This is a genomic window from Microbacterium sp. NPDC089695, assembly GCF_044749085.1.
Classification (GTDB): domain Bacteria; phylum Actinomycetota; class Actinomycetes; order Actinomycetales; family Microbacteriaceae; genus Microbacterium.
Map to the genome: position 1 here is coordinate 1,599,824 of NZ_JBIVHG010000001.1, position 20,615 is coordinate 1,620,438.

The following is a 20,615-nucleotide window of genomic DNA, read 5'->3' on the forward strand; positions in this document are numbered from 1 at the left end:
GGGATGTCCCCGGCATCCTCTCCATCCCGCGTACGACTCCGCCGGGCTGACGACGTGCTCTGCGCAATGGGGACTGTTCCCCATTGCGCCTGATCGACACTGCTCTTTAGGTTCGTGCACATGTCTCACACACGAACCTCGAAGAAGCTCGCGACTCTGGCACTGGCTGCAGGCCTGGCACTCGCCGGAACGGTCGCGACCGCCGCCCCGGCGAGTGCGGCGACCGGGCTGAACACGGCGACCTACTCCACGATGCAGGCCTGCGCGGCCAGCCAGGTGATCTACACCATGCGCGGATACACGATCGTCAAGGGCTGCCACATCGTGTACCCGTACGCCGGGTACAAGATCATGTTCTACCCGAGGTGAGCCGAGCCTGAGTCCGGCTTTCGCGCCTCACCCGTCGACCGCCACGGGATGTCCCCGGCATCCTCTCCATCCCCGACCTCCAGCCTCGGCAGCGACCGCAGCAATTCCTGCGTGTAGGGATGCTCGGGCTCGCGGAAGATGCGCTCGGCGTCGCCCTCCTCCACGACCCGGCCGTCCTTCATGACGAGAACGCGATCGCTGAGGTGGTGGATCACGCCGAGATCGTGCGAGATGAAGAGATAGCTGAGGCCGTATTCGTCCTGCAGATCGACGAGCAGGTCGAGCACCTGCGCCTGCACCGACACGTCGAGCGCCGACACGGCCTCGTCGAGCACGAGGATCTCGGGCGAGGTCGCGAGGGCGCGGGCGATCGCGATGCGCTGCCGCTGTCCTCCCGAGAGCCGGAGCGGGAAGCGCTCGCGCACGGATGCCGGCAGCGCGACCTGCGCGAGGAGGTCGACCACCCGCTGCTCCCGCTCGCGTCGCGTCAGCCCGGCATCCGCAGGGATCGCATCGAGCAGGATGCGCTCGGTGTTCCATCGAGGGTCGAACGAACTCAGCGGGTCCTGATAGACGACGCCGATGCGTCGGCGCAGCGGACGGCGCTGGCCCTCGGAGGCACCTGACCAGGCCGCGCCGAGCAGGTGCACGTCACCCTCGTCCGCGGACTCGAGGGCGAGCGCGATGCGGGCCGTCGTGCTCTTGCCCGAGCCGGATTCACCCACGATGCCGAGCGTCTCACCGCGGTGCAGCGTGAACGACACGTGGTCGACCGCCGTGCTCTGACGTCCGTCGGGCGCGACGAAGCGCTTGACGAGGTCGCGGGCCACGAGCACGGGCTCGCCGCGTTCCCCCGTCGAGGGGCGAGCGAGGTGCAGGTTCGGCACGCTCCGCTCCTGCGGCGCAAGGCGCTCGCCGCGGGTATGGCCGCTCGGCACGGCGTCGACCAGGCTCTGCGTGTACGGATGCTGCGGTGCGCGGAGCACTTGCGCCGCCGTGCCCTGCTCGACGACCTCGCCGCCTCGCATCACGAGGATGTCGTCGGCGAGCTGCGCCACCACGGACAGGTCGTGGCTGATGAGGATGATCGACGCCCCGCGGACCTTCGCGTCCTCCAGCAGCGACAGCACCTGCGCCTGCACCGTGACGTCGAGGGCGGTGGTGGGCTCATCGGCGATGATCACCTCGGGGTCGAGCGCGATCGCCGAGGCTATGAGCGCCCGCTGCCGCAGGCCCCCCGACAGCTCGCCCGGACGCTGCCTGGCGCGCAGTTCGGGCTGGGGCACGTCGACGCTCGCGAGCAGCTCGACCGCCTTGCGACGTCGCGCGGTGCGGTCGCGCCAGCCGTGCAGACGCAGCGCCTCCTCGATCTCCTTCCCGACGGGGCGCAGCGGGTCGAGCGACACGAGGGCATCCTGCTGGATGAAACCGATGCGCCGCCCGCGGATCCGGCGCCAGGAGCGGTCGGTCTGCGCCGTGAGGTCGACGCGGTCACCGAGATCCGCACCACCGAGCGAGATCTCCTCGGCCTCCACGACCGCGCCCTGACCGGTGAGCCCCGCGAGGGTGCGGGCCGTCACGCTCTTGCCCGATCCGGACTCGCCGACGATCGCGACGCAGCGCCCCGCGGCGAGCGTGAACGACACGTCGCGCACGACGCTGCGGGTCTCGCCGTCGCGGGCGAAGCCGACGTTCAGGTCGCGCACCGTCAACCGGTGCTCGCAGGCGTCGGAGGAGACGGCGGACGGGGAAGTGAGTTCTGCGACGCTCATGTCAGCGTCCCTTCTCGAGAGAGTTCTGGATGTTCTTGCCGATCGTCGTCGCGGTGAGTGCGAGCACGAGGATGACGAGACCGGGGATGAAGGTCAGCCACGGCGCCTGCAGGATGTTCACGCGTCCGGCATCCAGCAGGGCGCCCCACTCCGACGACGGCGGCGCGACGCCGAGGCCGAGGAACGACAGCCCGGACGCCCACACGATCGACTGTCCGATCGCCATCGTGAAGACCGCGACGAGCGGCCGGATCGCGTTCGGCAGGATGTGTCGGCCGAGGATGCGCCACCACCCGTGGCCCAGGGCCCGCGCGGCCTCCACGTAGCCGGCGTTCTTCGCCGAGAGGATCTGGCCGCGCACCATCCGGGCGTACCCCGGTGCGGTGCTCACCCCGACCGCGACGACCTGCGTCCACGGCGACGGACCGAGGATCGACACGAGCAGCAGCGCGAGCAGCAGGTTGGGGAAAGCGAACACGACTTCGATCGCACGGTTCACGATCGTCGCCGTGACGCGGTCGCCGAGGGCCGCGAGCGAACCGAGGATGAGCGCCGCGACGAGCGCGATCCCCGCCGCGCCGATGCCGATGAGCAGCGACTCGCGCGTGCCGTGCACGACCCGGCTGTACAGGTCGCGTCCGGCCTCATCGGTGCCGAACCAGTGCGCGAGCGACGGCGCCTGCAGGGCGTCGGCGAAGCTCTGCGCGGTGGGACTGTGCGTCGCCAGGACGCTCGGCGCGACCGCGGCGATCACGAACAGCACCGCGAGCACGGTCGAGACGAGCAGCGACGGACTCACGCGAGGCCGACGGCGGCGCCGGTCGGGCGTGGTGAGGGATGGTGCGACAGGAGCGGTGGTCATGACGTCCTCAGTCTCGGATCGATGAGCGTGTAGACGACGTCGACCAGCAGGTTGGCGACGACGTAGAGCACCGCGACGAGCACGACGATGCCGGTGACGACCGGCAGATCCTGGGCGCCGACCGCGGCGACCAGCGTCTTGCCGATGCCGGGCCGCGAGTAGATCTGCTCGACGATCACGGCGCCCGACACGGTCGCCCCGAGCGCCCACCCCGTGAGCGTCACCGCGGGGATCGCGCCGTGACGCAGCACGTGACGCAGGCGGATGCCGAGATCGCCCATGCCCCGCATCCGCGCGCTGAGCACGAACGGCTGATCGAGCGCGCGTTCGTACTCGGCTCGCACCGACTGCCCCATGAACCCCGCCAGCGGGATCGCGAGCGTGAGCGCGGGGAGCACGATGCTGTTGACGCCGCTGCCGCCCATGACGGGGAACCAGCGCAGCGTGAGCGCGAAGACCAGCAGGAGCAGGATGCCGAGCCAGTACGGAGGCAGGGCGGCCGCGACGGTGTCGACGGCCGACCCGATCGCGCGCACGCGAGGCCCGCGCCCCGCGGTGAGCGTCACCCAGGCGACCATGAGCACCCACGCGAGCAGGATGCCGGTGACGGTGAGCACGAGGGTCGAGCCGAGCTGCTCGCCGATCAGGTCCCACACCGGGCGGAACTGCTGATACGACGTGCCGAGGTCACCGCGCAGCAACCCGCCGAGGTAGTGCAGGTACTGGGTGAGCAGCGGGTCGTCGAGACCGTAGGCGTCGACGATGGGGGCGAGCTCGGCGGGCGTGCGCTCCTGTGCCTGACCGGTGCGGATGTTGAGGATCGCGGTGGCCCGATCGCCGGGCAACGCGGTCTGCGCGAGGAATGCGGCGGTCGCCGCGCCCCACAGCACCACCACGGCGCCGATCAGGCTCGATGCGATGCGCCGCAGCCGCCGTGGCGTCCGGCGCGGGGCCGCCGGTTGACCGGAGGTGATCCGGTCGACCGGCAGAGTCTCACTCGACGAAGTAGGCGTCATAGAACGTCGGTCCTCCCTGTGCGTGCTCCTGCCAGACATCGCGCAGTCGCGGGTTGACACCGAGCGTGCTCAGCCGGTCGTACAGACCGAACGAGAGCGCGTGGTCGGCGATGTACTCCTGCGCCTGCCCGTACAGGGCGTTCTGCTTCTCGGCATCCGGCTCCGAGTTCGCCGCGAGGATCAGGCTCTCGAGCTCGGGGTCGTCGTAGAAGGCGCTGTTCGAGAAGTTCGGGTTGTCCTCGGTGCTCGGTCGCCAGTTGATGTAGAGGATGCCGGCGTTCACCGACGTCCAGTATCCGGCCGAGATGTCGTAGGCCTCGGGACCGGCGTACGTGCCGGCCCAGGTCTCGGACGGCGGCACCGGGATCAGGGTCACCTTGAAGCCCGTGGCCTTCGCCTGCTCCTGCACGGCCTGGAAGATCGACGCGCCGTCGGCGTTGATGATCGTGCCCGCGTTGTACGGGAACACCACCTCGAGGGTCTTCCCGTCCTTGACGCGATAGCCGTCGTCGTCGCGGTCGGTCCATCCGGCCTCGTCGAGCAGGCGGTTCGCCTCGTCGGCGTCGTAGGCGTACCAGTCGGCGGCCTTCTCGCTGTAGCCCGGTGTGGTCTGGCTCACCCCGCCGTTGCCCTCGTAGGGGATCACGCCGTGGCCGATCGTGTCGACGAGGCTCTCGCGGTCGAGGCTGTAGATGAACGCCTTGCGAAGGTTCTCGTCGGAGAACGGCGCGCGGGTCGTATTGAACGACACCTGCTGGGGGCGGCCCGGCGTCACGTACTTGTGCAGCTCGTACTGCTCGCCCTCGAGGCCCTCCCACTCGATCGCCGGGATGTCGTAGATCGCGTCGGCCTCGCCCGAGCGCAGCGCCGAGACGCGGGTGACGCCGTCGGCGACGAACCGCCAGTCGATCTTCTCGACGTAGGCGGGGCCGGTGTGCTTCGCGTTCTCTGGCCACGACGTGTAGTCGTCGTTGCGGGTGAGGATCACGTTCTCGCCGCGGTTCCACTTCTCGACGACGAACGCGCCGGAGCCGATCGGCTGCTCGCAGTTCTCCTCGTCGGTGCGGGTCTCGAGCGCCTGCTGCGACTGGATGCCGAAGTACCCCTGCGTGAGGTTCTCGATGAAGCGGGTGTAGGGCCGCGACAGGTGCACCGCGACCGTGAGTTCGTCGACGGCCTCGGCCGACTCGTAGTAGCCGCCGAGCCAGACCGCTGCCGTGCTGTTGCCGCCGGCCACCCAGTAGTCGAAGTTGTAGGCCACGGCCTCGGCATCCACCGGAGTGCCGTCGGTGAACTCGACGCCGTCCTTGAGGGTGAGCGTGTACGTGAGGCCGTCGTCGCTCACCGCCCAGTCGTCGGCGAGCCAGGGCACGACCTCGCCGTCCTCGGTCAGGGAGAAGAGGCTGTCGAGGAACTGGTAGGAGATGTACGCCTGCTCGATCCACCCGCCGAAGAGGCACTGCGGCTCCTGCTGATGGGCGTACACGATCGTGCCGCCGTCGACGCGCTCGGCGTCGGCAGCGGGCTGCGCGACGGCGCCGCCGCTGCAGGCGGACAGAACGAGCGCGAGGGCGGCCGCGGTCGCGGCGGTCGTCAGCGCACGACGGGTCCTGGGTGCGTTCATGGGGCTCGGGTGCCTTTCGTCGAAGAGCGGAGCGACGGTCGATGTCGCCGCGCTGGCTGCGATACTTCCGAGAGCTGCGTCGCCGCACACCTCACCCGTCACGCGGAGCAGTGCGACGTCACACGACGTCATCCGGACACATCGAGCGACATCGGATGCCGTCGCGCTGCGCTCGCGCGGGAGGATCGGCGGTGGCGCGCGTGCGCCGCGGAAGGAGTCCAGCCATGTCCGATCCCAAGCGCCTCATCCTCAACCTCTTCGAGATGAACTGCGTGAGCCACATCACGCACGGCCTCTGGCGTCTCCCCGGCAACAGGCGCACGTCGTTCACCGACATCGAGTACTGGACGGAGCTCGCACAGCAGCTGGAGGCGGGCGGCTTCGACGCCGTGTTCCTGGCCGACGTGATCGGCGCCTACGACGTGTTCCGCGGCGGGCCCGAGACCGCGATCCGCGAGGGGCTGCAGATCCCCAGCAACGACCCGATGCTGGTCGTGCCGGCGATGGCGGCCGTCACGCAGCACCTCGGATTCGGCATCACGTTCTCCACCACGTACGAGCCGCCGTTCTCGTTCGCACGGAGGATGTCGACGCTCGACCACCTCACCAAGGGACGCGTGGGCTGGAACATCGTCACCTCGTATCTGCCGAACGCCGCGCGCAACTTCGGGCTCGATGGCGAGGTCGACCACGACACCCGCTACGAGATCGCCGACGAGTACCTCGAGGTGCTCTACAAGCTGTGGGAGGGGTCGTGGGACGAGGATGCGATCGTGGAGGACCGCGAGGGCGGTGTCTACGCCGATCCGTCGAAGATCCGGTACATCGATCACCAGGGTCCTCGGTACTCCGTGGCGGGTCCGCATCTGTCGTCGCCGTCGCGTCAGCGCACGCCGTTCCTCATCCAGGCCACCCAGTCGTCGCGCGGCATCGAGTTCGCCGGGCGCCACGCCGAGCTGATCTTCACCGGCGGCCGCTCGTTCGATCAGGTGAGCGGCACGATCGGGAAGATCCGCGATGAGCTCGAACGACAGGGCCGAGCGCGCGACGACATCAAGTTCGTCGTCGGCGCGACCGTGATCGTCGCGGCCACGCGCGAGGAGGCCGAGGCGAAGCTCGCCGACTACGACCGGTACGCGAGCATCGACGGGGTGCTCGCGCACGCGAGCCTGCCGTTCGACCCGACCGCGCACCCCGGCGACATCACGGTCGGCGAGGCGCTCCGCCGCGAGGGGCGCGGCGACGATCTCACGGCGGCGTTCCTGCCGCAGGAGCAGACGATCGCGGAGTTCCTCGCCACCTTCAGCGGATTCCACCGCAAGCCGTTCATGGCCGTCGGATCACCGACCGATGTCGCCGACGAGATCGAGTCGTGGCTCGACGAGCACGACATCGACGGCATCAACCTCGTGCAGTACCACTCGCCCGACACGGCGCGCGACTTCATCGAGTTCGCGGTGCCGGAGCTTCGTCGTCGTGGCCGCCTGCGCGATGCCTACGTGCCGGAGGAGACCCTGCGCGAGCGTGTGCACGGGGTCGGCCCGCGCGTGGCCGACACGCATCCCGCCGCGCGATTCCGTGGAAGTCGGGGCCTGGACGAGTCCGCGATCCTCGAAGGGCGCGCGTCCGTATGACGGGCGTTCAGCCCTCGGGGTAGGGGCTGACCCAGTCCGTGACGAGGTCGGCGTTGAGGGTGAGCACGTCACCGGGTTGGATCGCGTCGCCGCCCTTGTACCTGTTGAGCATTCCGAGCGCGATGCCGTTATAGAGGCAGAAGCGCTCGCCGATCACGGTCTCCACGTCGCCGGGCGCGACCGTGTACGTGGCGATGCGGCCCTGCTCGTCGAACCCGACCGCGCCCTCGGCGTAGTCACGCGGCCCGAGGTCGACGAGGTCGGCGCCGAGGTGCTCGGCGTGCGGGGGCTCGTCGCCGTCGCTGCCGAGGAAGATGTAGCCGGATTCGGGACACCCCGCGATCGCGTTCTTCGGGATGCTCGTTCCGTGGCCCAGGTACTGGTAGCCGTCGCCGAGCTCGGCCATCATCGCGGCCTCCTCGTCGAGAGGTGCGGTGGGACTCGGGGTCGGATCGGGCGTCGATTCCGTAGCCACGGACGGTGCTGCACTCGATGCGACGGACGTCGCGAGCATCACAGCCCCGACACCGACCGCTGCGATCACGGCGATGACACCGACGCTCCACGCCACAGTGACCCCGGTCCTCATGTCCGACAGCATGGCAGAGACCGGTCGCACGTCGCGAGAGAGCGAGCGCTTCCCGGCTGATCAGGCCGTCGCCGGCGCGGGCGCGCCCTCCTGCGCCTTCGCCGCCCCGACCGCCCAGACGAAGTCGGGTACGCGCCCGTTGACCACGTGGTCGCCGAGCTGCCGGGCCTTGAAGATCCACGGGTTGTGCGATGACACCGTGCGGGCGTTGCGCCAGTGCCGGTCGAGGGCCGTGCCCGAGCGCACGGCCGAGGCGCCGAGCGTGTCGAACAGGCGCGAGGCGGCACGGGGGACGAGGTCGGTCAGCACGATCTGGGCATGAGCCGAGCGCAACTCGGCCGTGACGACGGCATCCTGCGCCGATGGCGTGCCGAGGCTGTCGGCCGCGTGCTGCACCTCGCGCGCGACGTCGAGCACGAGCGCCCGGGCGGTCGCCCTGACAGCGGTGAGCTCGCCGACGATCTGCAGCACCTGAGGATCGTCGGCGACGCGGTCGGCGCTGCCGTGGCTGTAGACGCGGGTGCGGGAGCGCACCTGAGTCGCGGTGTCGCGTTCTATCGCGGCCGCGATGCCCGCGAGCACCGACAGCAGCGTCAGCTGGTACACGGCGGTCTGGAACGGGAACCGCGCCGTGAAGGGCTCGACGTCGACGTCGTCGACCGAGGCGTCGTCGAACACGGCGGTGCCGGTGCCGGTGAGGGGCTGACCGAAGCCGTCCCAGTCATCCGAGACCGTCACTCCGCGCTGCTCGCGACGGATGAGCGCCGTGACCGTCGTGCCGTCCAGGTCGACGGTCGCGTCGATCCAGTCGGCGAAGATGCTGCCGGTCGTGTAGAACTTGCGACCGTCGACGCGCCAGCTGCCGTCGCTCCGACGCGAGACGCGCGTGGCGTTCGTGCCCACGGCCGCGGCGCCGTTCTCCGACCACGCGTTGCCCACGAGCTCACCGGCGCCGAGCCGATCGAGCCAGAGGTCGCGCCAGGCCCCCGGGGGAGCGGTGAGCACGTGCTCGACGTAGGCGATGTGCCCGCGGAAGATCTGCGGCAGGTTGGAGTCGGCCGCCGCGAGCTCGATCAGGACCTCGGCGAACGACGGCCAGTCGAGCCCGTCGCCGCCGTGCTCGACCGGCAGGCGCAGTCGTCCGAACCCGGCGGCGCGCAGCGCCTCCACCTCGGCGAACGGCAGGATGCGTCCCTGCTCGCGCGCGACCGTGCCCTCGCCGATCTCGGTGAACAGCGGACGCAGCCGCTCCCGAGCCGCGGCCAGACGATCCTTCTGCGTGTCCGTCATCGCCCGCCCCTCACGTGTACAGCGAGATCGGCTGCAGCTCGCCGTTCAGCGTCCAGGCGCCGACCTCGAGCTTCTTGTAGTCGACCGGGTCGTGCAGCGAGTGCGTACGGACGTTGCGCCAGAACAGGTCGAGGCCCACGTCGGCCTTCGCCGAGCTCGACCCGGTCACCTCGAAGATGCGGTCGGCGACCTCGATGCCGACCTCGGTCGACACGACCTTGAGCTTGGCGATCTCGATCGCGAGCTCGCCACGACGCTCGGCCGTCAACTGCCCACCCTCGTCGACCACCTCGTCGAAGAACCGACCCGCGCGGTCGGCCAGGGCTTCGACGGCCGCGATGCGCGAGGCGAACTCGCCGACGACCCGCTGCACGAACGGATCGTTGCGGTACGAGTCCGCCTGGCTGAGGAACCAGGCGCGCGGCCGCGCCCGCACGATGTCGAGACCGCGGGCGAGCGCGCCCTCCGCGATGCCGAGATAGAGGTTGCCGAAGGCGAGCTGGATGCCGGGGGTGATGAGCGTCGAGAACGGCTCGTCGCCGAGTGCGCCGAGGACGTCGGACGACTCGACCCGCACGTTCTCGAACCGCACGGAGCCGCTCGCCGAGAGTCGCTGCCCGAGAGCATCCCAGTCCCCGAGATATCGGATGCCCTCGCGGTCGTGATCGAGCACGACGAGCTGCGCAGTGCCGTCGAGGTCGCCCCCGCGCACCGCTGCCGCGGCGAGCACGACGTCGCCGGCCGACGCCCCGGTCGAGAAGCGCTTGAGCCCCGTCAGCCGGAACCCGTCGCCCTCGGGCGTGAGCTCGAGATCGGGGTCGGTCGGGTTCACCGAGTCGCCCCACACCCACTGGCCGTCGATCGTGCGTCGGTACCAGTCGTGCTGCACCGCGGGGTCGGCGGCGAAGCCGATGTTGCCCGAGTTGATGTAGTGATATGCGAGGACCTGTGCGATCGAGGCGTCGGTGCGCGACAGGATGCGGATGACGAGGAACGCGGTCTCCCAGTGCGCGCCTCCGCCTCCGAGCTCCGCCGGATGCAGGAGGCCCACGAGACCCGAGTCCCGGAGCACCTCGAGCTCGGTGGTCGGGTCCTGGTTCGCCCGGTCGCGCTGCAGCGCGTCGCGCCCGAGATCCTCGGCGACGCGCTCGGCGACCGCACGCCAGTGCGCCCGCTCCGCGGCATCGGCGGTGCCGGACCAGCGGCTGCGGGTCGTGGTGTCTGCGGTGACGCTCATCGTGCGCCTTCCTTCTCTGTGACGGCGGCGGTGACGGGGATGTCGGTCGTGCTCTCCGTGAGCGGTCCGCCGAGCGTGCCGTCGAGGGCGCTCGGGCCGTCGGCGTATGCGCCGCGATACCGGTGAGCCGGATGCCAGTCGGCGATCACGGGTGAGCCGTCGCCGGTGAGGCGCCCACGGAGCGTGCCCTCGGGATACTCGTCCCACACGCGGCCGCGGCGCTGCAGCTCGGGGATCAGGTGCTCGACCACGTCTTCGAACGAGCCCGGCGTCACCACGTAGGCGATGTTGAACCCGTCGACGCCGCCCACCTCGACCCAGCGCTCCAGTTCGTCGGCGACGGTCTCGGGGTCGCCGACGATGACCGGGCCGATCCCGCCGATCCCGACGTAGTGCGCGATGTCGCGGGGCGTCCACCGGCGCTCCGGATCGGCCTTCGTGAAGATCGACAGCGCGGAGCGCGCGGCATCCGTGTCGACGTATTCGAGGGGCACGTCGGGATCGAACTGCGACAGATCGAGCCCCGACCATCCGCCGTACAGGGCGAGCGCTCCCTCGAGCGACACGTAGCGACGGTAGTCGTCGAGCTTCGCCTGCGCCTCCTCATCGGTCGCGGCGACGATCACGGTCACGAGCGACAGGATCCGCACCGAATCGCGCGGGCGACCGAGGGCCTCGGCACGGTCGCGGATGTCGTCGGTCAGCGGGCGGGTGATCTCCGGGCGCAACCCGTTGATGAAGATCGCCTCGCCGTGGGTCGCCGCGAACTGCCGTCCGCGCGGTGACGCGCCGGCCTGGAACATCACGGGCGTGCGCTGCGGGCTCGGCTCGGCGAGATGGATGCCGGGCACCCGGTAGTGACGACCCTCGTGACCGATCGGGTGCACGCGCGCGGGGTCGGTGAAGACGCCGGACTCACGGTCGCGGCGCACGGCGTCGTCGTCCCACGACCCCTCCCACAGCTTGTAGGTGACGTCGAGGAACTCCTCGGCGATCTCGTACCGGTCGTCATGGCCGATCTGCGTGTCGAGCCCGAGGTTGCGGGCGGCGGAGTCGAGATAGCTGGTGACGACGTTCCAGCCGACACGGCCGCGCGTGAAATGGTCGAGCGTCGAGAAGCGGCGGGCCAGCGCATACGGCTGCTCGTACGTCGTCGCGACCGTCACGCCGAAGCCGAGGTGCTCCGTCGCGTGCGCCATCGCGGAGATCTGCACGACCGGATCGCCGAGCGGCACCTGTGCGGCATCGCCGAGCGCCGCCGCCGCCGAGTCTCGGTACACGTCGTAGGTGCCGAGCACGTCGGCGATGAACACCGCGTCGAAACGGCCGCGCTCGAGCGTCTTCGCGAGGTCGACCCAGTAGTCGAGGTCGTGGTAGCGATCGGCCTGGTTGTCGGGGTGCCGCCATAGCCCGGGGGCCTGGTGCGTCACGCACGTCATGTCGAAGGCGTTCAGGATGATGCGACGGGGCACGGTGCTCCTCTGACGGGTACGGATGCCGCGACGTTAGCGATCCGGAACCGCGTCCCGCGCGGTCGATGACGCATTCGGTCGCGGTGCGACGAACTGTTACGCGCGGCGCGCGAGCATCCGCATCCGGCTCCTAGCGTGAGCGCCGATCCGCTTCCGACCCGACTTCCGAGGAGCCCCCATGTCCCTTCTTCCGAGCCGCCGCGCACGCCGCATCCTGCTCGGTGTCGCCGGTGCGACGGCGGCGTCGATCGCCATCGCCGGTTGCGCGAGCCCGGCCCCGCAGTCCGGCGGCTCCGACGACGGAGACTTCTCGGGCCAGACGCTCAACGCGCTCCTCATCACCTCGCACGAGGGAGCCGGCAACTGGCTCAAGGAGCACTTCGAGGAGGAGACCGGCGCCGAGGTGAACCTCACGATCGTCCCCTACGACGAGATCGGCTCGACGCTCGCGCTCGACCAGCAGTCCGGCGCGAACACCTTCGACGTCGCCGCTCCCTGGTACGTCTCGATCGGCGACCTCGCCGAGGGCGGCTCGATCCAGGACCTCACCGACTGGATCGCGGAGACCCCGTCGCTCGACGAGGACGACTTCATCACGTCGATCAACGACCCGTACACGCTCGTGGGCGACCGCCGTTACGGCCTCCCGTTCGACGGCGACACGCATGTGCTGTTCTACAACACCGAGATCCTCGAGCGGAACGGCATCACCGCGCCGCCCGCGACCTGGGACGAGTACCTCGCCGACGTCAAGACGATCACCGAGAACGAGGGCGATCAGGGCGTCTACGGCTCCGCGATCTTCGGACAGAAGTCTCCGCTGATCCTCGGTGCCGCCTTCGCGAACCGCCTCGCCGGCTTCGGCGGCGAGTTCGTCGACGAGGACGGAAAGCCGACCATCAACTCTCCCGAGGCCGTCGCGGCCGCGCAGGCGCTCGTGGATGCCGTGCCCTACGCGTTCCCGACCCCGGCCGAGACCGACTTCGGCGTCGGCAACGGCGCCTGGTACGACGGCAAGGTCGGCTTCATCGAGAACTGGACCGACCTCGGCGTCGGATCGGAGACGAACCCCGACTCGAAGGTCGCCGGGAAGTGGGGCGTCACGACGCTGCCCGTCGGCGGTGACAACACCGAGGCGCGCGCCTCTCTCGTCGCGGGCTTCACGTGGGTGATCGCGGCCAACACGCAGAAGACCGACCTGGCGAAGGCGTTCATCGAGTACGCCGCGTCGAGCGACGTGAACTCCGAGCTCATCGTCGCCGACCCGCAGACGGGCATCGACCCGAACCGCGAGTCCTCGCTCGAGAGCACGGCCTACGGAGAGACCTACCCCGACCTGCAGCGGGTCAACCGCACGACGCTGAGCGGCTCGCTCGCGTGGCCGACCGGAGAGAACGCCTCGCAGGCCGCGCAGATCCTCACCGACGAGCTGGCCAAGCTCATCGCCGGCGACGGCGGCACGGCGCAGGAGACCCTCGACCGCGTGCAGGCCGAGTGGGAAGACATCCTTGGCTGACATCGCCGCCGCGCGCATCCGCCTCGCCCGCCCGTCCGGCTCCGTGCCGCGACGGGCGGGTCGGCGCGCGCCGGCATCCGCTCGCGTCTTCACGGCGCCGACGATCCTGTCGATCATCGTGCTGGGCGCGTACCCGCTGCTGTTCATCCTCGCCGCCGCGTTCACCGACTCGACCCTCGGCCGTCCGTTCCAGGAGTGGGTGGGACCCGCGAACCTCCAGAGCGTCCTGTCCGACGGCGACGTCGTCGCATCGTTCACCCGCACGGTGCTCTACGCGCTCGCCGTGGCTCTCGCGAGCACCGTGTGCGGCGTGGCGATCGCCGTCGCTCTGGAACGGGCGACGCGCTCCGGGGCGGTCGTGCGCACGCTCCTGCTCCTGCCGCTCATCACGCCGCCGGTCGTGGTCGGCACGCTGTGGAAGCTCGTGTTCAACCCGGGCGGCGGGCTGCTCGCGACGCTGCTGCCCGGCATCCCTCTCGCTCCGCTGTCGAGCACGACCTGGGCCCTCCCTGCCATCGGTCTCGCCGACGTGTGGCAGTGGACGCCCCTCATCGTGATCCTCGTGTACGCGGCTCTGCTCACACAGGACCCGGCGGTCAGAGAGGCGGCGGCGCTCGACGGCGCGCACGGTCTGCGTCTGTTCCGGCACATCACGTGGCCCGCGATCGCCGGCACCGTCATCGCGGCCTTCTTCATCCGTCTGGTGATCGCGCTCAAGGTGTTCGACCTCGTCTTCGTGATGACGTCGGGCGGACCGGGGCAGGCCTCCACGACCACGACGTACCTGATCCAGCAGGTGGCGTTGAAGGAGTTCGACATCGGACGCGCCTCGGCGATCACGATCGTGTTCGCCGTCATCGTCACCGCCGTCACCCTCGCGGTGGCGGCGTTCGCCCGGAGGGCCCGTCATGAGTGAACCGCGAACCCGCGTGCGACCCGTCGCCGGCACCGTGCTGTTCGTGGCGCTGGCCGTCACGCTCGTGCCGCTCGCGTACCTGTTCTCGGTCTCGCTCATGGGGCGCGACGAGACCGTCGCCGGCGTGCTCTGGAGCGCCGACCCGCACTGGTCGAACTGGGGCGACGTGGTCGCGACCGACATCCCGCGCGCGATCCTCAACTCGGTGCTCGCGGCGCTCGGCGGGGCCGTGCTCTCCCTCGCTCTCGCTGTGCCGGGCGCCTGGGCGATCGTGCGGCATCATGCGGGCGGGCGCACGCTCGCGGCGACACTGATGAGCCCGTGGCTGCTGCCGCCGATCGTCGCGGTCGTGCCGCTGCTCACACTGTTGAGGGTGATCGGCCTCAACAACACGCTCCTCGGGCTCACCCTGGTCTACGCGCTCGTGAACGTGCCGGTGGCGGTCTGGCTGCTCGAGGGGTTCGTCCGCCGCCTCCCCGTCGAGATCGAGGAGGCGGCGCGCATCGACGGTGCGGGCTCGGTGCGGATGCTGTGGTCGGTCGTCGTGCCGCTGCTGCTGCCCAGTCTCGTGGCGATCGGCATCATCGTGGCGATCCTCAACTACAACGAGTTCCTGCTCGCGACGTTCCTCACCCAGAGCGTCGATTCGCAGACGTTCCCGGTCGCGCTGTCGCTGTTCTACGGCGATCGCACGCCGCATTTCGGCAAGATCGCGGCGGCGTCGTTCCTCGGCGTCATCCCCGTGTTCGCGGCCGCGGTGTTCTTCCAGCGCTGGCTCGTGGGCGGACTGACCGCGGGTGCCGTGCGCTGACGACCGCGCCCGACTCACGCCCGCGGGTACACGACCCCTGTGAGCTCTTCCGAGAGCGTCCACATACGTCGGGCGTCGTCGTGACTGCGCAGGCGCGAGTACAGACGCTGCTCCGCGGGTGCTCCGCCCAGGTGCCCTGGTCCTCGTGGTCCGTAGAAGCCGCCGCCGCGCGACTCCGGCGAGGTCGCGGCGTACAGCGCCGGGAGCGCCGCCGTCTCCGGAGTGCCGAACAGGAGTCCGCGAGCCGAACCCCAGCGGATGAACCGCACGCCGAGCGTGTCGCGATCGCGCCCGAGCTCGGGTCGTGCCGCCAGCAGGCTCGTCGGCGCGACCCCCGGGTGCGACAGGGTGCTCGTGAGGCCCCATCCGTACTCGGCGCTGCGACGGTCCAGTTCCAGGCCGAAGAGCCCGAAGGCGATCTTCGAGTGGCTGTAGGCATCCATCCCGTCGTACGCGCGCTCCCCGTTCGGATCCTCCCAGCGGATGGAGCGCTCGTTCGCGGCCACGCTCACCTGCGAGGTGACGCGCGCCCGCCCCTCGCGCAGCAGCGGGAGCAGATGTCCGACCAGCGCGAAGTGCCCGAGGTGGTTCGTGCCGAACTGCAGCTCGAACCCGTCGGCCGTGGTCTGCCGATCGGGTGGGGTCATGACGCCGGCGTTGTTGATCAGGATGTGGAGGGGTGCACCGTCGGCGCGCATCGTCTCGCCGAAGGCCGCGACCGACGCGAGAGACGAGAGGTCGAGCGGCAGGGTGCGGACATCGGCCGCCGGGGTCCGTTCCCGGATCGCGCGCACCGCGGCATCCCCCTTGGTCTGATTGCGCACCGGGAGGATCACCTCCGCCCCTGCCTGCGCCAACCGCGCGGCGATGTGCAGCCCGATGCCGTCGCTGCCGCCGGTGACCACCGCCCGCTGACCGGTCAGTGACGGGATCTCGATGTCGATGCGGCGTCGTGCCATGGTGTGCTCCTCGCTGTCGACATCCACTCTCGCGAAGCTCCCCGGCGCTATCCAGGACATGACGATCAGTGGATGCCGTCGCGGCGCCGTGTGAGGATCGATCAGACGAACAGGAGGACGCATGCCGATCGATCGCGACGGGCTCGCGGAGTTCCTGCGGCATCGCCGCGAGGCTCTCCAGCCGGAAGACGTCGGCCTCGCCGCAGGCAGCCGCCGACGCACGGCCGGCCTGCGCCGCGAGGAGGTCGCCGCGCTGAGTCACATGTCGCCCGACTACCTCGCCCGCCTCGAACGCGGGAGCGGGCCGCAGCCGTCGGCGCAGATGCTCGCATCGATCGCGCACGGGCTGCACCTGTCTCTGCACGAGCGTGACCACCTGTTCCGGCTCGCGGGGCAGACGCCCCCGCAGCACGGCGCCGGCACCGACCATGTGAGCCCGGGGATGCTGCGGATCCTCGACCGGCTCGACGACACCCCGGCCGAGATCGTCACCGAGCTGGGCGAGACGCTGCGCCAGAGCCCGCTCGGCGCGGCGCTGACGGGGGAGACCGCACGTCTGGCGGGGCACGAACGCAGTCTGGGGTTCCGGTGGTTCACGGATCCGCGCTCGCGCGCGCTCTATCACCCCGACGACCATGCCTTCCTCTCACGGCTGTGGGCGTCGGGGCTTCGCGAGGTCATCTCGGTGCGCGGCCCCGAGTCGCGGGCGGCCGAGTACGGGCGGCTGCTCCTCGAGCGGAGCGCCGAGTTCCGCGAGGTGTGGGAGCGGCAGGAGGTCGGGCTCCGGCCGCAGTCGGTCAAGAGGTTCCGGCATCCGGAGGTCGGCGACCTCGAACTGACGTGCCAGACGCTCGTGGATCCGGAGCAGTCGCACCTCCTGCTCGTCTACACGGCGGTCCCGGGGAGCGAGAGCCACGAGAAGCTGCGGCTGCTGTCGACGCTCGCGCCGCGCGTCGCCGTCTGAGGCGACACGCGGAGCGGTCGGAACGGCGGGAGCGCCGGTCAGCGGATGACCGAGACGGCCCCGGTGATGATCAGCGTGATCGCGGTCGTCCAGAGGATGATCGCCGCGGCCTGCCAGATCAGGACCCGGCCCTTGCCGATGCCGGAGGCGGCGAGCATTGTCGCGGTGAAGTGCGTGGGCAGCAGGAGGGGCCCGAGCAGGCTCACCCCGGGAACGCCGTAGCGCTCGAACGCGCGCTGGAACTTCGCGCGGCGGGTGGCGGAGCGGTCCGACTCGGCGGGCGCCTCGTCGATCGCGCCGCCGCCGGCCGCCACGGCCTCGCGGGACTGCGCCCGGGTGACGATGGCCTTGCGGGCACCCGCACCCGCGATGACGAGGATGGCGACGCAGAGGAAGTTGCCGACCATGGCGGAGATCGCGGCGACCACCGGGTGGATGCCGCCGATGATGCCGATCGCCGCGGCACCCTCGCCCTCGATGAAGGGGATGGCACCGGCGAGGGCGACGATGAGCGGCTGGACGAGTTCGGGGACCTGCGCGACGAGGTCCTGGAAGGTGTCGACGAGGTTCATGATGTCTCCTGACGTGGAGAGACGGACCCTCCGTCTCTCGATGACACCAGTCCACCGCGAACGGTCGATCGGCGGCAGTGTCGAGACGTCACCTCTCACCGGGTGCTTCGCCCGCCGCACCCGTGACATGTGTCACGCCCCTATCGTGGGAGGCGTGAGCAGCCCCTCTCTCGCCGTAGACCGCTTCGGCGACCCGCCGCCCGGAGCGCGCCAGCTGGCGCGCGGCATCACGGCCACCTGGTGGTACACGCTCTCGGCGGTGCTCTTCATCGAGCTGTTCCTCGTGCTGATCTGGGCCCTGCGGGTCTTCGTCCGTCCCGGTGACGTCGTCGCCCCGCTCGTGGTGGGCGCCGGGGGTCTCGTCTGGTGGCTGTCGACCGTCCTCCTGCTCTCCGGATACCGGCGCGGGGTGCAGGGTGAGCCTGTCGCGCTCTGGACCCGCGTCGTGCCGTTCGCGCTCGCCGTCGCGTTCGGGGTCGCGTCCGGCGTCATCGCCGACAGCTGGCTGTTCGCGGTCACGCCGCTGGCGCAGTCGCTCGCGCTGCTGCTCTGGCCGCGCGGCGTCCGGCGCCGGGTCGTCGTGTTTGCGACGATCGTCCTGTTCATCCTCGCCTTCATCGACGGCATGCGGGGCACGGTCGACGGCGGCATCCCCGGATGGCTCCCCTCGTTCTACGCCGTGTTGATCCCGGCCATGTCGGTGAGCTCGCTGTGGTGGTGGGACGTCCTGGTCACGCTCGACCGTGCGCGCGCCTCGGAGGCGCGTCTCGCGGCGACGCAGGAGCGGCTGCGGGTCGCCACCGACGTGCATGACCTGCAGGGACATCACCTCCAGGTGATCGCGCTGCAGCTGGAGCTCGCGGAGCGCCTGATGGCGCGAGACGCCGACGCCGCGCTCGAACAGCTCCGCGCGGCGCGGGTCAGCGTCGACGAGGCCCGGCAGGGCACGCGTGACCTCGCCACGCGCTTCCGTTCGGTGCCGCTCGGCGACGAGGTCGCCAACGCGCGCGATCTGCTGAGTGCGGCGGGCATCGCGGTCGAGGCCGACATCGATGTCGACGCGGATGCCGCACCGGCATCCGCTCTGGGTCCGGTCATCCGCGAGACGACGACGAACGTGCTGCGTCACGGAGCAGGCTCGCGCGCGCATCTGTCGCTGCGCAGGGATGCCGGGACGTGGCGCTACGAGGTCACCAACGACGTGGTTCCCGGTGCGGAGCGCGGGAGCACGGGCTCGGGACTCGACGGTGTGCGGCGACGCCTCGCGGAGGTCGGCGGCACGCTCGAGGTGCGCGAACAGGGAGACGACTTCACCGTGATCGTGGCGGTGCCCGAGGCCGAGAGCAGGCCCGCCGCGGGGGAGGGGGAGCGATGATCCGAGTGCTTCTGGCCGACGACGAGGGGATGATCCGTTCGGCGCTCGCGGCACTGCTGCGACTCGAGGGCGACATCGAGGTCGTCGCGGAATGCGAGGACGGCGAGCAGGCGGTCGCCGAGGCGATCCGGCTGACCCCTGACGTGTGCCTGCTCGATCTGGAGATGCCCGGACTCGACGGCGTGCAGGTGGCGGAGCGCCTGCACCGTGCGATCTCGACGCGCTGCGTCGTCGTCACCCGGCACGCGCGACCCGGGGTCCTGCGCCGTGCTCTCGCCTCGGGCGTCTCGGGGTTCCTCCCCAAGTCGCGCGGCGCCGACGAGGTCGCCGATGTCATCCGTCGCGTCGCAGCCGGAGGCCGCTACGTCGATCCGGAGATCGCCGCCGACGCTCTGAGCGACGAGCGCTCGCCGCTCACCGAACGTGAGCTCGACGTGCTCAGGGCGGGGCGCCGCGGCGAGACGACCGGACAGATCGCGCGGGCGCTGTCGCTCGCACCGGGAACCGTGCGCAACCACGTGTCCGCCGTGCTGACCAAGCTGGCGGTGTCGACGCGTCAACAGGCCGTGCTGCTCGCCGAGGAGCGCGGCTGGATCTAGTAGTGGTCGTGGTGATCGTCGTGGTCGTGGTCGTCCTCGAGGATCATCCCGACGGAGGTGGCGCAGGCATCGCCCTTCCACGCCTCGATCCCTTCGCGCACCGCGAAGGCGGCGATGACGAGACCGGCGACGGCATCGGCCCACCACCACCCGAGCAGGCTGTTGAGCACGAGACCGGCGAGAACGGCGGCCGAGAGGTACGTGCAGATGAGGGTCTGCATCGAGTCGGCGACGGCCGTGGCCGATCCGACCTCACGCCCCGCGCGTCGCTCGGCGAACGACAGGAACGGCATCACGACGACACTGATCGCGGTCAGCACGATGCCGACCGTGCTGTGCTCGGGGCGCTCGCCGCCGAACAGCGACAGCGCCGACGACACGGCGACGTACGCGGCGAGGGCGAAGAACGCGACGGCGATGACTCTGAGCGTCGGCTTCTCCCAGCGCTCGGGATCGCGGCGGGTGAACTGCCAGGCGACGGCGGCCGCCGACAGCACCTCGATGGTCGAGTCGAGGCCGAATCCGATGAGCGCAGCGGAGGAGGCGACCGTCCCCGCGGCGATCGCGATCACGGCCTCGATGACGTTGTAGCCGATCGTGATCGCGACGATCAGTCGGATGCGGCGGTGCAGCGTCGAGCGACGGGAGTCGGTGAGCGTGGACATCAGCAGGTGCACCCGTCGCCGTTGCAGCAGTCCGGTTCGACGAGCAGCACGACCCTCATGAGCTCGTCGAGCGCCGGCGCGAGATGGGGGTCGGCGAGCTCGTATCGGCTGCGGCGGCCGTCGGCGACGCTTTCGACGAGGCCGCATCCGCGCAGGCACGCGAGGTGGTTCGACAGCGCCTGACGCGTGACGCCGAGCTCATCGGCGAGGTCGGACGGATACGCCGGAGCGGTGCGAAGGGCGAGCAGGATCGCGGCGCGCGTCGAGTCGGAGAGCGCATGCCCGAGGCGGGCGACGGCAGCGGTGTGCGAGAGGGATGCGGTGAGGGTCACGTCTCCGATAGTAAACGATTCGGTGAATTCATAAAACAGTG

At 70.4% G+C, this 20,615-nt stretch carries 20 protein-coding genes; 8 read left to right on the plus strand and 12 right to left on the minus strand.

Annotation, left to right across the window (positions count from 1 at the left end):
- The first annotated feature begins 120 nt into the window (after positions 1–120).
- Positions 121–369: a hypothetical protein gene (locus ACIPYT_RS07775; protein WP_401072270.1), complete on the plus strand. Its 249-nt coding sequence runs from the start codon at positions 121–123 to the stop codon at positions 367–369.
- Here the strand turns inward: ACIPYT_RS07775 and ACIPYT_RS07780 are convergent.
- Genes ACIPYT_RS07780 through ACIPYT_RS07795 form a run of 4 tightly spaced genes read right to left on the minus strand, consistent with a single transcriptional unit; the run spans position 357 to position 5,643 of the window.
- Complete coding sequence (locus ACIPYT_RS07780; RefSeq protein WP_401072272.1) at positions 357–2,141, minus strand: dipeptide ABC transporter ATP-binding protein; 1,785 nt, start codon at positions 2,139–2,141, stop codon at positions 357–359. The genes ACIPYT_RS07775 and ACIPYT_RS07780 overlap by 13 nt on opposite strands.
- A 1-nt stretch (position 2,142) precedes the next feature.
- Complete coding sequence (locus tag ACIPYT_RS07785) at positions 2,143–3,003, minus strand: ABC transporter permease (protein ID WP_401072275.1); 861 nt, start codon at positions 3,001–3,003, stop codon at positions 2,143–2,145.
- On the minus strand, positions 3,000–4,019 hold the full coding sequence (locus ACIPYT_RS07790) for an ABC transporter permease (protein WP_401072277.1): 1,020 nt from the start codon (positions 4,017–4,019) through the stop codon (positions 3,000–3,002). Before ACIPYT_RS07790 ends, ACIPYT_RS07785 begins: the two co-directional genes overlap by 4 nt.
- Positions 3,997–5,643 carry an ABC transporter substrate-binding protein gene (locus tag ACIPYT_RS07795; protein ID WP_401072279.1) on the minus strand — a complete coding sequence of 549 codons (1,647 nt, stop codon included), beginning with the start codon at positions 5,641–5,643 and terminating at the stop codon, positions 3,997–3,999. The genes ACIPYT_RS07790 and ACIPYT_RS07795 overlap by 23 nt, the downstream gene beginning before the upstream one ends.
- Positions 5,644–5,867: 224 nt before the next feature.
- Between ACIPYT_RS07795 and ACIPYT_RS07800 the strand changes: the two genes are divergently transcribed.
- On the plus strand, positions 5,868–7,277 hold the full coding sequence (locus ACIPYT_RS07800) for an LLM class flavin-dependent oxidoreductase (protein ID WP_401072281.1): 1,410 nt from the start codon (positions 5,868–5,870) through the stop codon (positions 7,275–7,277).
- Between the two features lie 7 nt (positions 7,278–7,284).
- Here ACIPYT_RS07800 and ACIPYT_RS07805 read toward each other — a convergent pair whose 3' ends face one another.
- Genes ACIPYT_RS07805 through ACIPYT_RS07820 form a run of 4 tightly spaced genes read right to left on the minus strand, consistent with a single transcriptional unit; the run spans position 7,285 to position 11,865 of the window.
- Positions 7,285–7,866 carry a hypothetical protein gene (locus tag ACIPYT_RS07805; RefSeq protein WP_401072283.1) on the minus strand — a complete coding sequence of 194 codons (582 nt, stop codon included), beginning with the start codon at positions 7,864–7,866 and terminating at the stop codon, positions 7,285–7,287.
- A gap of 60 nt (positions 7,867–7,926) precedes the next feature.
- Positions 7,927–9,156 carry an acyl-CoA dehydrogenase family protein gene (locus tag ACIPYT_RS07810; protein WP_401072285.1) on the minus strand — a complete coding sequence of 410 codons (1,230 nt, stop codon included), beginning with the start codon at positions 9,154–9,156 and terminating at the stop codon, positions 7,927–7,929.
- Positions 9,157–9,166: 10 nt separating this feature from the next.
- A complete protein-coding gene (locus tag ACIPYT_RS07815; protein WP_401072287.1) occupies positions 9,167–10,393 on the minus strand; it encodes an acyl-CoA dehydrogenase family protein in 1,227 nt (408 codons plus the stop codon).
- Positions 10,390–11,865, minus strand: coding sequence for an LLM class flavin-dependent oxidoreductase (locus tag ACIPYT_RS07820; RefSeq protein WP_401072289.1), 1,476 nt, complete (start codon positions 11,863–11,865; stop codon positions 10,390–10,392). Before ACIPYT_RS07820 ends, ACIPYT_RS07815 begins: the two co-directional genes overlap by 4 nt.
- A 178-nt stretch (positions 11,866–12,043) precedes the next feature.
- Here ACIPYT_RS07820 and ACIPYT_RS07825 point away from each other — a divergent pair, with 178 nt between their 5' ends.
- Genes ACIPYT_RS07825 through ACIPYT_RS07835 form a run of 3 tightly spaced genes read left to right on the plus strand, consistent with a single transcriptional unit; the run spans position 12,044 to position 15,108 of the window.
- Positions 12,044–13,381 carry an ABC transporter substrate-binding protein gene (locus ACIPYT_RS07825; protein ID WP_401072291.1) on the plus strand — a complete coding sequence of 446 codons (1,338 nt, stop codon included), beginning with the start codon at positions 12,044–12,046 and terminating at the stop codon, positions 13,379–13,381.
- A complete protein-coding gene (locus ACIPYT_RS07830; protein WP_401072293.1) occupies positions 13,374–14,297 on the plus strand; it encodes a carbohydrate ABC transporter permease in 924 nt (307 codons plus the stop codon). The genes ACIPYT_RS07825 and ACIPYT_RS07830 overlap by 8 nt, the downstream gene beginning before the upstream one ends.
- The gene (locus ACIPYT_RS07835) at positions 14,290–15,108 is read left to right on the plus strand and encodes a carbohydrate ABC transporter permease (protein WP_401072295.1); all 819 of its coding nucleotides are present in this window, start codon (positions 14,290–14,292) and stop codon (positions 15,106–15,108) included. Before ACIPYT_RS07830 ends, ACIPYT_RS07835 begins: the two co-directional genes overlap by 8 nt.
- A gap of 14 nt (positions 15,109–15,122) precedes the next feature.
- Here ACIPYT_RS07835 and ACIPYT_RS07840 read toward each other — a convergent pair whose 3' ends face one another.
- The gene (locus tag ACIPYT_RS07840) at positions 15,123–16,067 is read right to left on the minus strand and encodes an SDR family oxidoreductase (protein WP_401072297.1); all 945 of its coding nucleotides are present in this window, start codon (positions 16,065–16,067) and stop codon (positions 15,123–15,125) included.
- 121 nt (positions 16,068–16,188) lie between these two features.
- Between ACIPYT_RS07840 and ACIPYT_RS07845 the strand changes: the two genes are divergently transcribed.
- Positions 16,189–17,031: a helix-turn-helix transcriptional regulator gene (locus tag ACIPYT_RS07845; protein WP_401072299.1), complete on the plus strand. Its 843-nt coding sequence runs from the start codon at positions 16,189–16,191 to the stop codon at positions 17,029–17,031.
- A 38-nt stretch (positions 17,032–17,069) separates the two neighbouring features.
- Here the strand turns inward: ACIPYT_RS07845 and ACIPYT_RS07850 are convergent, their stop codons facing one another.
- Positions 17,070–17,603: a small multidrug efflux protein gene (locus ACIPYT_RS07850; RefSeq protein ID WP_401072301.1), complete on the minus strand. Its 534-nt coding sequence runs from the start codon at positions 17,601–17,603 to the stop codon at positions 17,070–17,072.
- A gap of 154 nt (positions 17,604–17,757) precedes the next feature.
- On the opposite strand from ACIPYT_RS07850, the gene ACIPYT_RS07855 reads away from it, so the two are divergent.
- Positions 17,758–18,978: a sensor histidine kinase gene (locus tag ACIPYT_RS07855; RefSeq protein WP_401072303.1), complete on the plus strand. Its 1,221-nt coding sequence runs from the start codon at positions 17,758–17,760 to the stop codon at positions 18,976–18,978.
- Positions 18,975–19,577 (plus strand): response regulator, encoded by a 603-nt coding sequence (locus ACIPYT_RS07860; RefSeq protein WP_401072305.1) that lies wholly within the window; start codon positions 18,975–18,977, stop codon positions 19,575–19,577. Before ACIPYT_RS07855 ends, ACIPYT_RS07860 begins: the two co-directional genes overlap by 4 nt.
- On the opposite strand, the gene ACIPYT_RS07865 is transcribed toward ACIPYT_RS07860, so the two are convergent.
- Positions 19,574–20,242, minus strand: a complete 669-nt coding sequence (locus ACIPYT_RS07865) for a cation diffusion facilitator family transporter (protein WP_401072307.1) — start codon at positions 20,240–20,242, stop codon at positions 19,574–19,576. The genes ACIPYT_RS07860 and ACIPYT_RS07865 overlap by 4 nt on opposite strands.
- Positions 20,242–20,574, minus strand: coding sequence for an ArsR/SmtB family transcription factor (locus tag ACIPYT_RS07870; RefSeq protein WP_401072309.1), 333 nt, complete (start codon positions 20,572–20,574; stop codon positions 20,242–20,244). Before ACIPYT_RS07870 ends, ACIPYT_RS07865 begins: the two co-directional genes overlap by 1 nt.
- Positions 20,575–20,615 lie beyond the last annotated feature (41 nt).